The following is a 13175-nucleotide window of genomic DNA, read 5'->3' on the forward strand; positions in this document are numbered from 1 at the left end:
TCTTGGGTCGCGGACAGGCCAGTATTCGCAAGGGGTTCGTCGCCGCCCCCAATCTGGGAGAATGGGCATCATGGCTCCACCGAACCCAAAGCGGCCCCCTCGGCCGCCCCGCCCGCCCGGTACGCAGGCGCCCCAGGATTCAGACGTGGAGCTGCCCTTCGATGACGACGAGGTGGATCCGCTCCAGGCTGACGACCCACGTCCCCAGCGGGTCCCCCAGTTTCCCGCCGGCTCCCGCCGCAGCCGGCGCCAGGGCCCTGGAGGGCGCGCCAACAGCGACCGCGAGCTCGCCTCCCGCTTCGACACCGCGAATGAGTACTCGGACCCCGGGTACGCGCCTGCCTTCCTGTACGTCGAGCGAGGCCCCGGCGCCGGGCAGTTGGTGCCCGTCAAACAAGGGGCGCTGGTCATCGGGCGGTCCTCCTCGTCCGACCTCCGCCTGCAGCACCCGTCCATCAGCCGCCGGCATGCGCACCTGACCCGCCGCGGCGAGCGCTTCTTCCTGAAGGACCTCAGCAGCCAGAACGGCACCTTCCTCAACCGCCATCGCATCACCTCGGAGGTCGAGCTGATGCCGGGGGACGAGGTGTCCCTCGGCAACGCCCTGCTGCGCCTGCGCGGCCCCGGTGGAACCCCTGCCCTGGGTGTGCCCGCCGTCTCCCACGACGAAAAGCCGCCTTCGCGCGGGGCCTTGAGCACGGTGGGTGTGGCCCTGGGCGCCGCGGCGCTGGGTTCGGGTGTGGCCGCGCTCATCGCGCTGCTTTCCATGCGGATGGCCGGCGGCGCGGAGCACACCTCTCCCGTCCCGCCACCGGCGGCCCCCCAGCATGCGGCCGCCGCTTCGCCGACCGTGGTCGCGTCGGGTGCGCCGACGCGGCTCGACATGGAAGTGCCCGCGGCCGGCAGCGCCGAGAAAACAGGCGACACGGCGGTTGGAGCCGCGACGGCCACCACGGAGAATCCACCTCCCGAAGCGGAGAACGCGCCCCTGACGCCCAAGGCCACGGGCATCAGCGCCCTGAACGTGGCTCGGGGCACCACGAAGCAGGTGCGTCCCGTGGCCGTGGCCCCCTCGAACAAGCGGGCGGCTGGGGCGCGCGATTCGGCGGCGGCGCCATCCGACGCCACCTCCGCGAAGGAGGCCGAGGTCCTGCGCCGCTACGAAGCGGGAGATTTGGCGGCGGCCCGGGACCTGGCCCAGGCGGAGAAGCTCACCGCGCTGCACGGGCAGCTCATCCGTTTCGAGACCGCCGAGGCGCAGGCGAAGAAGGCCCTGGCGCAGCGGGACTTCCCGGAGGCCATTGCCCAACTGACGCTCGCCATTTCCGTGGACGATGCCCTGGCACATGGCTGGAGCAAACACGGACCGCCCCTGCGCAAGCAGTTGTCGCGACTCCATGTCCAGGTCGGCACGGAGCATGCCGCCGCGGGCCGGGTGAGCGAGGCGCGCGCCGCCTTCGAACAGGCCCTGAAGCACGACACTGGCAACCGCGAGGCCCGCGAGCAACTCGGCCGGCTCACCGGCGCTTCAGCCCCCTGACCAGCAGCATCGCGTTGAGCACCACGAAGGTGACCAGCGCCAGGCACACGAGCAGCAACCCCCTGTCCGTGCCGGGCCGCTCGCCTTCGATGAGCAGCCACAACCGGCCGTCCCGCGGTTGGAGCTCGCCCATGCGCTCCATCAGGGCCAGCGCATCGCGGTAGCGACGGGCATCCGCTTGCGCCAGCAGCCGTCCTCGCACGGCGAAGGGACGCTGGTCGGGCTGCGGCGGCGGACGGCCATCCGTCCACTGCTCCCCCGGGAGCGCTGGCCGGCGCACCACGAAGGGCGAGTCCCGCAGCCCCACGAGGACATACAGCGCGCCGTCCGCGCGCTCATAGGCGCCCCGGACCGTGGGCACGCCATGCACCTGGGCGTATCGGTTGGAAACGAGCGCCTCGAAGCGGTACGCCCCTTCCGCCCCCAACGTCAGCGGCACGCTTGGGGACAGGAAATACGACAAGTCCTTCCACTGCATGCCGAGCAGCACCAGGCCCACGGCGATGGCCATGACCGCGGCCATGGGACGTACGCCCACGCGGCGGCGTGACAACCGGAACTCGAGCTCCGCGATGCGGCGCGCTCGCGCCTCTTCCGAGGGGGACTGCGGCAGCTGCTCACTCATGGGCGGACATGATGTGGCGTGGAAAGACGAAACCCCGAGCTCCCTGACTGGGGAACCCGGGGCGACGAGTCTTGGACGGCAGCTGGACGGCTCAGGCCAGATTGAAGATCTTCTTCAGGTCCGACTCGATTTCGTCCTCGGAGCAGTCCTTGGCCAGCGACAGCTCCTTGATGAGCAGCGAGCGCGCGGTATCCAGCATCTTCCGCTCGCCGAAGGAGAGGTCCTTGTCGCCCTTCAGGAGGTACAGGTCGCGGAGCACTTCGGCGATTTCGAACACCGAGCCCGTCTTGATCTTCTCCATGTACTCCCGGTAACGACGGTTCCACGTCGTGGAGTCAACGGAGATGTCCTTCTCCTTGAGGATGGAGTAGACCTGCTTGACGTCCTCCTCGCTGATGATCTCCCGGAGACCGACCGACCCGACCTTGTTGATCGGGATCATGATCCGCATTCCGTTCTCCAGGATGCGCAGCACGTAGAAGGACTGGCGCTGCCCGGCCACCTCGGTGTGTTCGATACCCATCACTTCACCGACGCCCTGGCCCGGGTAGACCGCCTTGTCACCAGTCTTGAAGCTGGTCTGCACTCACTGCCTCCTTGAAAGACTCGTTCCCGGCCTTTCAGCCGGGCACTACTACCACAAACCACATCCACGGGCAACGATAACGCCTTGACCACCCAGGACGCTCCCGACTACGTTGTCGGTTTCTACACGCGGTGTCGGCAGATGTGTGCACCAGCGTGACGGGCGGCGGGTGGGGGTCGGAAGGTGGAACGTCATGCTTGGCGCGACCTGGGCGCGCGTCCTCTCTTCTTTCCCGCCCTGAGCCTGTCACTCGGAGCCCTCTGCGCCCCGGTAACAAGCGCGTACGCCGAGCCATTTCTCGTTTGTGGGCTTTTACTGGGAGCGCTCGGGCTGACGCTTGCCCGGCTGCCTAGTGCGCATCTCGCCGTGCTGGCGTCGCTCTGGGCGGCGGGCGCGGGGCTGGCGCGCTGGGAATCCCAGGTGGATGTGCCGGCGGAGTTGACCCAAGGCAACACCATCGTCATCGAGGGGGAAACGGAGCGGGTGGACCGCTTCGACGGGACGACGCGTGTCCGATTGGCCGTCGCGCGGGCGGGCGTCTCTCCCGGGCCGCTCGCGCCCGTACGGTTCCGGATGAACCTGTCGCTGCGCGGCGATCCACCGCCGCTCCTGCCCGGGCAACGTGTCCGGGCAGAGACGAAGCTGCAGCCAGACGCGCCCCCATCAAACCCAGGCGAGAAGGATTTCGGAGCAGCGCGACGGCGACAGGGCGTGGCCTTCACCGGTGGCATGGACGCGCGGCGCCTGATGGTGCTCTCCCCTGCCCCGGCGTGGCGGGTGTCATTGGAGGACACGCGCACGCGGCTGGCGGCGGCGGTCCATGCGGTGTCGCCTTCGACGGATGCGGCGGCGCTCTTCCTCACCCTGGCGGCGGGGCAACGCGCGGCGCTGGATGACTCGTGGGAAGAGGCCTTCTCTCGCGCAGGACTGGCCCACGTGTTGAGTGTCAGCGGGCTGCACGTGGCGGCGTTGGCGCTGATGACGCTCGCGGTGCTGCGGCGGCTGGTGGTGCGCACCGGCGAGCGGTGGCGGATGCTGGATGCTCGGCAGGTGGCGGCCCCCGCGGCGGTGCCCTTCGTCTGGGCCTACGTCGTGTTCACTGACAACCAGCCGCCCGCGGTGCGCTCCGCGGTGATGGCCACGGTGGTGCTGCTGGGGCTCGCGCTGTGGCGGCGCGCGGACGGGCTCAACGGACTGGCCGCCGCGGCCGTGGTGCTGGTGGCCTGGGCGCCCTCCAGCGTGGCCGACCTGTCGCTGCGGCTGTCGTTCCTCGCCGTACTGGGACTGGTGCTGCTGTCACCGCCGCTGCGGCAGGCGCTGCCCCTGGCCGAGCCCGACCCGTCCGAACCCCACCGCGTCCGGCGCTGGTGGGGACAGGCGCAGGAGACGGTGGCTCAGACGCTGTGCGCGAGCGCGGCCGCGACGCTGTCGGGACTCCCCATCGTCGCGGCGACCTTCGGACGGGTGAGTATCGCGGGGCTCATCTCGAACGTGGTCGCCCTGCCCTTGTGCGGGCTGCTCACGGGCCTGGCCGCGGGTGGCGCCGCGCTCTTCGTCGTCGCCCCCGTGCTGGCGACACCGGTGCTGTGGGCCGGCGCTTGGGCGTCCGAGCTGCTGCTGGTCATCACCCGGCTCTTCGCGGCGGCGCCGCTGGCCTCGGTCGAGGTGCCGTCACTGGGCTTCCTGTCGGCGCTCTACGCGGCGGGACTGCTGACGTGGGCGCTCGGCACGGGGCGCTGGCGGCTGGGTGGTTTGTTGGCTCCCGCGGCCGTCGTCGCCGCCATCCTGGCACCGGTGCTCACGCCGCAGCCCGGGCTCCGCGTCACCTTTCTCTACGTGGGTCAGGGCGACGGCGTGGTCGTCAGCTCCGGTGGTGAGCACATGCTCGTGGATGGCGGCGGCGTTCCAGGCGGCATGGACACCGCGGAACGCTTCATCCTCCCGTACCTGAAGCACGCGGGCATCTCCCAGTTGGACCTCGCCGTGCTGTCACATCCGCATCCGGACCATGCGCTCGGGCTGGCATCCGCGTTGAAACAGATTCCCACCCAGCGACTGTGGATGCCCGCGGGCGACGGAGACGGCCCGCTCTCGCGGCAGGTGGTGGCTGCGGCGGGGACGGCGCTCGTGGAGGAAGTCGAGGTGGGCCATCCACCCCTGCGCCTGGGCGAGGCGACCATCGAAGTGCTCGGGCCACCAGCGTTGGAGACACGCGACCTGCTGGAAGGCGCGAACGACCGAAGCGTGGTGCTCCTTGTGCGCCACGGCGACGTCACCGTGCTGCTCACGGGCGACGTGGAGGCGGATGGCGAGGAGTCCCTGGCGGAACTGTTGGGTCCGGTGACGGTGATGAAGGCCCCTCACCACGGCTCACGGACGTCCTCCACGGAAGCCCTGCTGGCACGCACACGCCCACGGCACGTCGTCTTCTGCGTGGGCCGGCGCAACCGGTACGGGTTCCCCCACGACGACGTGGAGGCGCGATACCGGGCGCTGGGAAGCGAGTGCTGGAGAACTGACCAGCATGGCGCCATCACCGTGGAAAGCGACGGCCAGGACGTCCGCCTGCTCACCTTCCTGCCCCACGAGCCCTCTCCCCGGGCCACACCGGTTGCGCGGGCTGGGGACCCATCACCAGATTGGGGCCGATGATTCCAGAGGATATCGACCTCCAGCAGCTCACCGCCGACCTGAAGAACGCGCTCGGCCCGGGAGAACCCATCGGGTACCTCCGTGGCAAGTCCGTGATGCGCAACCTGCTCGTGGACATGCGCGGCTTCTCGCAGTTGGAGGCGGAGGAGCTCATCGACACGATGGAGACTCGCGGCTTCCTCCGCTTCCTGGGGGACCCCACCGAGCGGTCCGTCGCGGAAGCGCACTGGGACATCAGCCCCCACGCGTGAGCACGGGCGCCCCCTATTCGAACACGAGCCAACCGAAGCGCGGCAGCGCATGGAAATCGCCGACGAAGAGGGGCGAGAAGGACTGCCCCTCCACCGTGCGGCGGTCATGGTGCTCCAACCGGTAGAGGTTGAAGCGCCAGCGGTCACCCGGCTGGGGCGGAATGTGCGGGACTTCGGCCAGCCGGTCGAAGGGAATCTGCATCTCCACCGACCAGCCCTCGTCACGGTCCGAGTCATCATCCAACGTGCCCCGCACCTTCACGGCGGACGTCATCCCTGAATCCCAGGAGCGGTCCATGCCCTGCCGACGGGCGGGGAAGTACGCGTCGAAGATGACGTTGTGCGGAGACACCTGGAGTTCGTTGTATGTGCGGCCATCCGCGTTCGCGTCGAGGAAGATTTCCACCACCTCCTCCTCGTAGATGGGGTCATCGCGCTTGCGCAGCGTGCCCCACACGTCCGGGTCATCCAGGTCGAAGGCCACGTAGAGGAACTTGCCGTCATGGACGAGCCGCGCCTCGGTGCGCTGGCGCGCGGCGCTCCCGTCGAAGCTCCGGCGCAGCACCACCGGTTTGGACTGCTTCCACGCCGCGTCATCGAGCACGCCGTCGATGGTGGGCGGCTGGCTCACGCGTGGGACGGAGTACTCGGGCAGCTCCTGCGCGGCCCCGCCCAACTGAGGCCCCAACATCCGCTGCGAGCCGTCATGCGCATTGGCGTCGTCCACGGGCAGCCGGGAGCCTCCCCGCCAGAAGCCGAGCATCACGCGCGCGGGCGTGCCCGGCATGGGCACCGAGTGGACGTCCTCGATGACCTTGCCCACCGGCCATGACGCCAGCGGCGCGGCGCCCCCCTGTACCTCATGGTCCGCGTTCGTGAGCATGCCGCCACTGGCCGGGTCCACGACGTGGACGAAGAAGGCGAAGCCCTGCGGCGGCGGACGAACCGCTCGGAAGTAATGGGCCAACCTCACCTGCGTTCCGGGCGCGGCCTTCTCCGGTGACACCTTGGAGCCCAGGTACACCACCGCGCCACCGGCGAACGTCGCGCCGCTGCGGAACGTGAGGTCCGCGGGCGCCGCGTCCAGGGTGCGGAGCTGCGTGGGCGCGGGAATGCGGGGCGTCTGCTGACGCGGCCCGGCATGCTCATCACGACAGGCGGTGGCAAGACAGGTGACGGCCAGCAGCGGAGCGAGGACGGAGGACGGGAGACGCATCGGGGCCGCGCATCCTAGCGGGCTTCGCGTCCAATGGGTTCACCACGAGGTGGGCGAGCAGGCAACCATCGAGCTCCTCTCGCCTTGAAGTCCCGGCAATTGTCATGCCGAGCGGTGGCTCCCATCTTCTCGCCTCAACCAGCGGTTCAGGCCCAAGGGAGGCGCGAATGAAAACTCTACTCAAGGTGGGTGCGGTGGTGGGTGTCCTGGGAGCAGGGAGCGCCATGGCACAGGAGCGGCTGGAGTCCTCCGCGGACATGCGCGGACTGACGTTCCTGGTGGGCGGCGGTGTCGAGGGCTACACGAGCGCACTGGGCTCCGACATCAACCCGGGCCTTGGCTACGGCGTGACGGTGGCCATCAAGCCCACGAAGGTGCTGGGCATCGAGCTGGGCTACTCGGGTGCCCTCAACGAGTTCGACCAGCGCGTGGTGACGGGCGCCCGAAGCGGCCCGGACCTGGTACGAAACGGCGCGCACGTGGTGGCCACGCTGGGCCTGGGTGCCGCGCCCGTGCAGCCCTACGTCCTGGGCGGCGTGGGCATCAGCCGGTACAACGTGCGGGCACCCACGGTCGCCTTCGCGGATGACACGGCGGGCAACATCCCGTTGGGCGGCGGCCTGCGCGTCCACATGGGCAACTTCACCGCCGATGCCCGGCTCCAGTACAGCTTCCTCCTGGACCAGCAGTTCGCGGCGAACGCCCCGCCCGGCGACGTCACGATTGGCGACCGGAACTTCAGCAGCGGCGGCAGCTACGCGGGCACCGTCAACATCGGCGCGACCTGGTAGCGACGCGGCCACCTGTGCCTGAGCATGAAGCGAGCCCGGACACCTGGCCTCCACCGAGCGCGCCCCCGTCGCAGAACACCGGCTTCTGCGAGGGGTGAGCGCGACGCACGCCCACCGTCAGACGGAGTAGCGTCGGGAGACGCCCCTGCATTAGGACGAGGCATGCGCCCTTTCCTCACGGCGGAGTGGCGGTATCTCGTCATGCTCAACTACGAGGTGGACCCGGAGGTACTGCGCCCCCTCGTCCCTCGTGACACGGAGCTGGACACCTGGCAGGGCCGGACCTTCGCCAGCATGGTGGGCTTCCGATTCCTCGACACGCGCGTGCGGGGACTGCCCGTGCCGTTCCACCGCAACTTCGATGAGGTGAACCTGCGCTTCTACGTGCGCCACCTCGGCCCTGAAGGCTGGCGGCGAGGCGTGGTGTTCGTGAAGGAAATCGTCCCGCGACAAGCCATCGCCACCGTGGCGCGCGTGCTCTACAACGAGCCGTATGTCGCGCTGCCCATGCGGCACGTCGTGGAGATGGAAGGCGCGCACACCGGCGCCCCTGGCCGCGTCGAATATGCGTGGAAGGCGGGGGGAAAGTGGCAGCACCTGGCGGCGACGACGCTCGGTCCGCCGCAGGCCAGCGAGCCTGGCTCGGCGGCGGAGTTCATCACCGAGCACTACTGGGGCTACACCGCGCAACGGGACGGCGGCTGCGCGGAGTACCGCGTGGAGCATCCCCGCTGGTCCGTGTGGCAGGTGGACACCACCGCGCTCGAGATTGACGTGGAAGGCATGTACGGCGCGAGGTTCGTCCCCTTCCTGCGCGGCAAGCCCAGCTCCGCCTTCGTCGCGGACGGCTCGGCCGTGGCCGTGTATCCCGGCACGCGAACGGGCTCCGGTGCCAGCCAGTCGCCAGCCTCCGAGAAGCCGCGCGCCGCCTGAGCAAGCTCCGCGTTGCCTCCGCGGGTGTCTCGCGCTTCGGACGGCCCCATCGCCACCGGGACGCACATGGACGGCAAGTCCGCGGAACCCTGGCCTCCTGGGACGGCCGGCCCGTTGCTTCCGGGCTGTCTCATGCGCTTCGAATTCGAACACCTGGGCTCCACCACCCCCTTCGAGCTCTCCGATGGCATCCACCTCCTGGGAGGCGGCCCGGATGACCACATCCGACTGGAGGGCCTGCCCCCGAGCCTTCTCAGCCTGCGCATCGAGGCACAGCGGCTCATGGTCGAGGCCGCGCGCACCTTCTCCGTCAATGGCGTGCTGGTCCCTCCGGGTGTCCCGAGGCTGGTGATTCCCGGAGAGGCGCTCGGCCTGCCCGACGACATGGGACTGCGCGTGCTTCAAGAGGCCGTCAGTGAGCGCGGGCTGGGCACCGTGGCGCTCCTCAAGGGATTGCTGACGGGAACGGATGAACCGGCCCCATCGCGCGCGGCCACCCTCACCTGCCTCACGGGACTGGATGTCGGGCGCGTCCATGCGCTCGCCGAGGAACAGACGGACATCGGCCGAGGCAGCGACGTGGCGATGCGGCTGAGAGACCGGGCCGTGTCCAGGACGCATGCGCGCGTCCTCCACGGCGAGGGAGGATTCTCCCTGGAGGACCTGGGCAGCCCCAACGGCGTCTTCCTCAACGGCCAGCGCGTCGACTCCCGGGTTCCGTTGGCGGATGGCGACGTCATTGAAATGGGCCGTTCACTGCTCCGCTTCCAGGCCGCCGTGGAAGAGCCCCCGCCCCCCGCCTCGCCTGCTGGCGAGCAGGAACCGCCCTCTGGCGCGGTCAGCCCCGCTTCCACCGAGGTCACGCTGGAGCCCACGCCCGAGGCACCTCCCAGCGTGCCCAAGCCTCGCGGCGAATGGTGGCTGATTGGACTGGGCGCGGTGGCGGCCTCCGTGGGCGTGGCCGTCACGTGGCTGCTCGCGACGGGAAGCTGACGCGAGGCTCAGCCTGGAATGGGCCCCAGCCCCGCGCGCTCCACGAGGAGCCGCGCGAGCTGCTGATGGTGCATGAAGAAGCTGGTGAAGTGGACGAGGCCCGCCTTGCCCCGGATGGCGTAGACAGTCACCGGTCCGGGCAGGACATCGAGCTTGCGGATGTCCGCGAAGGTGAAGCGCCGCGTCCGCACCATGCCTCGGTAGGTCAAGCCCCGGGCATCCACGACGATGTGCGTGCGCCCGTAGTACATGAGCGACACGGCGAAGAAGAGGACGAAAAAGCCCGCTGAGAGGAAGGTCTTGAGCGGGACCTCATCGAAGAATCGGAGGAGGTACACCAGCACGGCAACCCAGAGGAGACCCGCGGCGGCCATGGCCGCTGCGAGGACCCGTCGGGGTCTGAAGACCTGCCGTCCGTTCGGTTCCGCGTCGCGCCCGGTCATTCATGGAAGCTAATGCTTGGGGCTGACACGGTCCACCGACCCGCAGGCTTCCTGCCTGCCGGTCAACGCAGGCGCGCCGCCTTCTGTCGGGATTCCTCCTGGAGCTGGGGGCGGACGTCCGCGGAGGAGGAGGCAGCATAGCGCTCGTAGAGGTCGCGTGCCTCCAGCGTGCGGCCCATGGCGCGGAAAGATTCGGCCAGTCCGTAAAGCGGAGACGCCGAGCCGGGCTCCAGCTCCAAGGCGTACTGATAGTCCGCCGCGGCTTCCGCGTAGCGACGCAGGCCGATGTTGGCGCTGCCTCGCGCGACGAAGGCCACGGTCAGCATGGGCTCGAGTTGGATGGACTGGGTGAGGCTGGTCAGCGCGCCACTGAAGTCCTTGCTGGCGATGCGCTGTACGCCCTGCTCATACGCCCGGCGCGCCAACGCGCGCGTCGTGTCGGCCACGGGGCCGGAGCCCGGTGCCTGTCCCGCGGCCTGGGGAGAAACGCCCGCCTGCACCATCTTCGCCCGCGCGCGGTCGATGTTCTCCTTCGCGCTCTGCTGGATGGCCGCGTCCTTCGTGAGCGCGGTGGCCCGCTCCCACTGCGCCACCGCCTGTCCGTAATAGCCCAGCACCGCCAAGGCGTTGCCCAGCTTGAACAAGGCCTCCACATGGCCCCCATCCGCGTGGGACGCATCCAGGAAGGCGAAGGCCGCCTCGCGGTAGCGGCGCTCCTTCATCAAGGCGTCGCCGTCACGGATGCGCGACGCCGCCAGCGCCGGATTGGACGTCACGGATTCCGCGGCGGGCGCCGCCGAGGGCGTCGCAGAGGCCGGCGCGGTGGCCACCGCGAGCGGCTCGGCACCCATGGCCTTCAGGTGCTCGGTCGCCTTGCGGACCCAGACCTGCTCCCCCTTGCGCTGCTCACGGGCGATGTACGCCTGGTACGCGGGAATCGCCTTGTCCTTCTGGCCGAGCTGCCGGTAACTCTCCCCCAACCCGTAGAACCCGTCCGCGTCGCCGGGCTCGAGCTCGGTGTAGCGCTCGTAGGCCTGTGCCGCGGTGGCCGCATCCCCCGTCTTCCGCGCGGCATAGCCCAGGTTGAACCAGGCCATCTTGAAGCCGGGGTCGGCCTTCGCGGCGTCACGAAAGAGCGTGAGCGCCTCCTGCACCTGCCCCTTGCGGAAGAGCACGCTGCCCAGGCCATTGAGGGCGGAGGGATAGCCGGGCGTGTCGGCCAGGGCCTCGCGGTAGGCGGTGGCCGCGTCATCCCAGCGGCCACGTGCCAGCGCCGACTCCCCGCGCACGAAGGCGGCCCGGGCCGCGGCGGATGGCTCCGCAGCCCCCAGCAGCATTGCCGCGGACAGCGCGATGACGAAGCTGCGCAAGACGACCATGACGGCTCCCGGGGTATCGATCCGGAAGCCGTAGCAGAAAAACCAGGGCCGCGTCAGCACGCCCGCGAGCGACGCCAGCCCTTCGCCTCCGCTCAGCTCCGGAACGGGTTCTGGAGCAGCACCGTCTCACCGCGGTCAGCGCCCACGGAGACGCACACCACGGGGACGCCGCTGACCTCCTCCACCCGGCGCACGTAGCGCTTGGCGTTCTCCGGCAGCTCGTCGAAGGTCCGCACGCCGGCGATCTGCTCGTCCCAGCCCTGGAGCGTCTCGTAGATGGGCTTGACGCGCGCCAGGTCCTCGTAGTCGCCGGGCAGCTCCATCACCTTCTGGCCGTCCAGCTCGTACGCGGTGCAGATCTGCAGCGTCTTGAGGCCGCTGAGCACGTCCAGCTTGGTGAGGGCCATGCCCCACAGGCCATTGACGCGCGAGGCGTAGCGCAGCACCACGCCGTCCAGCCACCCGCAGCGACGGGGCCGACCCGTGGTCGTGCCGAACTCGTCGCCCATCTTGCGCAACTGGTCGCCGATGGCGTCGTGCAGCTCCGTGGGGAACGGACCGCCGCCCACGCGCGTGGTGTAGGCCTTGCTGATGCCCATCACCTTGTCGATGGCCGTGGGCCCCAGGCCCGAGCCCACCGCCGCGTTGCCCGCCACGCAGTTGGAGGACGTCACGAAGGGATAGGTGCCGTGGTCCACGTCCAGCAGCGTGCCCTGCGCGCCCTCGAAGAGGATGCGGGCGCCGCGGCGCACCTGACCGGACAGATAGAGCGAGGCGTCGTGGACGAAGGGCTTGAGCCGCTCGCCCAGGCCGGTGAACTCCGCCAGTATCTGCGGCACCTCGAGCTGCGGCACCGGGTCGCCCGCCTGCGCGCACAGGTCCTTCAGCTCGTCCAGCGCCGCCGGCAGCCGGGCCTCGATGCGCGTGCGCAGCCGGTCCGCGTTGAGCAGGTCCCGCACGCGGATGCCGCGACGGGCCACCTTGTCCTCGTACGCGGGGCCAATGCCCCGGCCCGTGGTGCCAATGGCGCTGCCGCCGCGCGCCTTCTCGCGGAAGCTGTCCAGCAGCTTGTGCCACGGGAAGATGACGTGGGCATTGTCGGAGATGAGGAGCTGCGCGTCGTCCTTGAGGAAGCCGCGCACCTTCAGCGCGTCAATCTCCCCGACGAGGACGGCAGGATCCACCACCACTCCGTTGCCAATCACACACGTCTTCCCAGGGTGGAGGATACCCGAGGGAATCAGGTGGAGGACTGTCTTCTGCCCACCCACCACCAGCGTGTGGCCCGCGTTGTTGCCGCCCTGGAAGCGGACGACGACCTGGGCGTGCTCGGTGAGCAGGTCAACGACCTTGCCCTTCCCCTCATCTCCCCACTGCGCTCCGATGACGACGACGTTCGGCATGGTGCTCGCCGCTTAGCACGCGCGGGGGGCCGGGTGACAGTGTTCCGCGAAGCCACAATGCAGGGCTTGGCAGGCTGCCTTCTCCCTCCCATCCCATTCACCCCTCGCTTCGCCGCGTGCCACTGCCCGTGCTGCCCCCGCGAGCCGCCCGGCGGCCTCCTCCAGGCCCCTGGGCCCGGACAGCCACTCAGGCTCTGGCTGGGACTCTTTCAGGAAGACGACTCCCACCCGCACCGGCACCCCTTCTCGCACCATCCGCCGGGCCACCAGCCCCAGGGCCGCCAGCTCGTAGGTGTACGCGGCCGCTCCCAGCGGATGACGCCCGCCGTGTTTGAAGGCCACCACCACGGCCTCCCCTTGGGG

13 protein-coding genes are annotated in these 13175 nt (G+C 69.8%); 6 read left to right on the forward strand and 7 right to left on the reverse strand.

Translation table 11 applies throughout. From position 1 onward, the window contains the following. Positions 1–70 precede the first annotated feature (70 nt). Positions 71–1540, forward strand: a complete 1470-nt coding sequence (locus FMQ63_RS16200) for an FHA domain-containing protein (protein WP_081436819.1) — start codon at positions 71–73, stop codon at positions 1538–1540. Here the strand turns inward: FMQ63_RS16200 and FMQ63_RS16205 are convergent. Together FMQ63_RS16205 and FMQ63_RS16210 are read right to left on the reverse strand one after the other, a co-directional pair. Next, positions 1518–2165, reverse strand: a complete 648-nt coding sequence (locus FMQ63_RS16205; protein WP_011552698.1) for a hypothetical protein — start codon at positions 2163–2165, stop codon at positions 1518–1520. The two genes, FMQ63_RS16200 and FMQ63_RS16205, sit on opposite strands and share 23 nt — an antisense overlap. A gap of 91 nt (positions 2166–2256) precedes the next feature. After that, the gene (locus FMQ63_RS16210; protein WP_011552697.1) at positions 2257–2751 is read right to left on the reverse strand and encodes a CarD family transcriptional regulator; all 495 of its coding nucleotides are present in this window, start codon (positions 2749–2751) and stop codon (positions 2257–2259) included. Positions 2752–2934: 183 nt separating this feature from the next. Between FMQ63_RS16210 and FMQ63_RS16215 the strand changes: the two genes are divergently transcribed. Next, positions 2935–5403, forward strand: coding sequence for a DNA internalization-related competence protein ComEC/Rec2 (locus FMQ63_RS16215; RefSeq protein ID WP_011552696.1), 2469 nt, complete (start codon positions 2935–2937; stop codon positions 5401–5403). Then, positions 5400–5654, forward strand: a complete 255-nt coding sequence (locus FMQ63_RS16220; RefSeq protein ID WP_026113968.1) for a hypothetical protein — start codon at positions 5400–5402, stop codon at positions 5652–5654. Before FMQ63_RS16215 ends, FMQ63_RS16220 begins: the two co-directional genes overlap by 4 nt. 13 nt (positions 5655–5667) lie before the next feature. On the opposite strand, the gene FMQ63_RS16225 is transcribed toward FMQ63_RS16220, so the two are convergent. Continuing rightward, complete coding sequence (locus FMQ63_RS16225; protein WP_011552694.1) at positions 5668–6870, reverse strand: carbohydrate-binding family 9-like protein; 1203 nt, start codon at positions 6868–6870, stop codon at positions 5668–5670. 167 nt (positions 6871–7037) lie between these two features. On the opposite strand from FMQ63_RS16225, the gene FMQ63_RS16230 reads away from it, so the two are divergent. The 3 genes from FMQ63_RS16230 (at position 7038) to FMQ63_RS16240 (ending at position 9587) form a co-directional block, all read left to right on the forward strand. Continuing rightward, complete coding sequence (locus tag FMQ63_RS16230; protein ID WP_225909932.1) at positions 7038–7661, forward strand: hypothetical protein; 624 nt, start codon at positions 7038–7040, stop codon at positions 7659–7661. 162 nt (positions 7662–7823) lie between these two features. Next, positions 7824–8594 carry a YqjF family protein gene (locus FMQ63_RS16235; protein WP_011552692.1) on the forward strand — a complete coding sequence of 257 codons (771 nt, stop codon included), beginning with the start codon at positions 7824–7826 and terminating at the stop codon, positions 8592–8594. Positions 8595–8726: 132 nt separating this feature from the next. Continuing rightward, the gene (locus tag FMQ63_RS16240; RefSeq protein ID WP_026113969.1) at positions 8727–9587 is read left to right on the forward strand and encodes an FHA domain-containing protein; all 861 of its coding nucleotides are present in this window, start codon (positions 8727–8729) and stop codon (positions 9585–9587) included. A gap of 8 nt (positions 9588–9595) precedes the next feature. Here FMQ63_RS16240 and FMQ63_RS16245 read toward each other — a convergent pair whose 3' ends face one another. The 4 genes from FMQ63_RS16245 to FMQ63_RS16260 form a co-directional block, all read right to left on the reverse strand. Beyond that, positions 9596–10030, reverse strand: coding sequence for a hypothetical protein (locus tag FMQ63_RS16245; protein ID WP_011552690.1), 435 nt, complete (start codon positions 10028–10030; stop codon positions 9596–9598). A 62-nt stretch (positions 10031–10092) separates the two neighbouring features. Beyond that, entirely contained in the window at positions 10093–11409 is a 1317-nt protein-coding gene (locus FMQ63_RS16250; protein ID WP_044277744.1) for a tetratricopeptide repeat protein, read from the reverse strand. Positions 11410–11501: 92 nt separating this feature from the next. Further along, on the reverse strand, positions 11502–12812 hold the full coding sequence (locus FMQ63_RS16255; protein ID WP_011552688.1) for an adenylosuccinate synthase: 1311 nt from the start codon (positions 12810–12812) through the stop codon (positions 11502–11504). Between the two features lie 12 nt (positions 12813–12824). Further along, a partial coding sequence (locus FMQ63_RS16260) for a hypothetical protein (protein WP_228556434.1) occupies positions 12825–13175 on the reverse strand: 351 nt, incomplete at its 5' end.

Source organism: Myxococcus sp. CA005 (assembly GCF_006518205.1).
GTDB lineage: Bacteria > Myxococcota > Myxococcia > Myxococcales > Myxococcaceae > Myxococcus > Myxococcus xanthus.

What these genes read in the sequence shown, in the direction of transcription:
- FMQ63_RS16200 (WP_081436819.1), top strand. Translation starts at nt 71, where the DNA reads ATGGCTCCACCGAACCCAAAGCGGCCCCCTCGGCCGCCCCGCCCGCCC.
- FMQ63_RS16205 (WP_011552698.1), bottom strand. Translation starts at nt 2,165, where the DNA reads ATGAGTGAGCAGCTGCCGCAGTCCCCCTCGGAAGAGGCGCGAGCGCGC.
- FMQ63_RS16220 (WP_026113968.1), top strand. Translation starts at nt 5,400, where the DNA reads ATGATTCCAGAGGATATCGACCTCCAGCAGCTCACCGCCGACCTGAAG.
- FMQ63_RS16225 (WP_011552694.1), bottom strand. Translation starts at nt 6,870, where the DNA reads ATGCGTCTCCCGTCCTCCGTCCTCGCTCCGCTGCTGGCCGTCACCTGT.
- FMQ63_RS16230 (WP_225909932.1), top strand. Translation starts at nt 7,038, where the DNA reads ATGAAAACTCTACTCAAGGTGGGTGCGGTGGTGGGTGTCCTGGGAGCA.
- FMQ63_RS16235 (WP_011552692.1), top strand. Translation starts at nt 7,824, where the DNA reads ATGCGCCCTTTCCTCACGGCGGAGTGGCGGTATCTCGTCATGCTCAAC.
- FMQ63_RS16240 (WP_026113969.1), top strand. Translation starts at nt 8,727, where the DNA reads ATGCGCTTCGAATTCGAACACCTGGGCTCCACCACCCCCTTCGAGCTC.
- FMQ63_RS16245 (WP_011552690.1), bottom strand. Translation starts at nt 10,030, where the DNA reads ATGACCGGGCGCGACGCGGAACCGAACGGACGGCAGGTCTTCAGACCC.
- FMQ63_RS16250 (WP_044277744.1), bottom strand. Translation starts at nt 11,409, where the DNA reads ATGGTCGTCTTGCGCAGCTTCGTCATCGCGCTGTCCGCGGCAATGCTG.
- FMQ63_RS16255 (WP_011552688.1), bottom strand. Translation starts at nt 12,812, where the DNA reads ATGCCGAACGTCGTCGTCATCGGAGCGCAGTGGGGAGATGAGGGGAAG.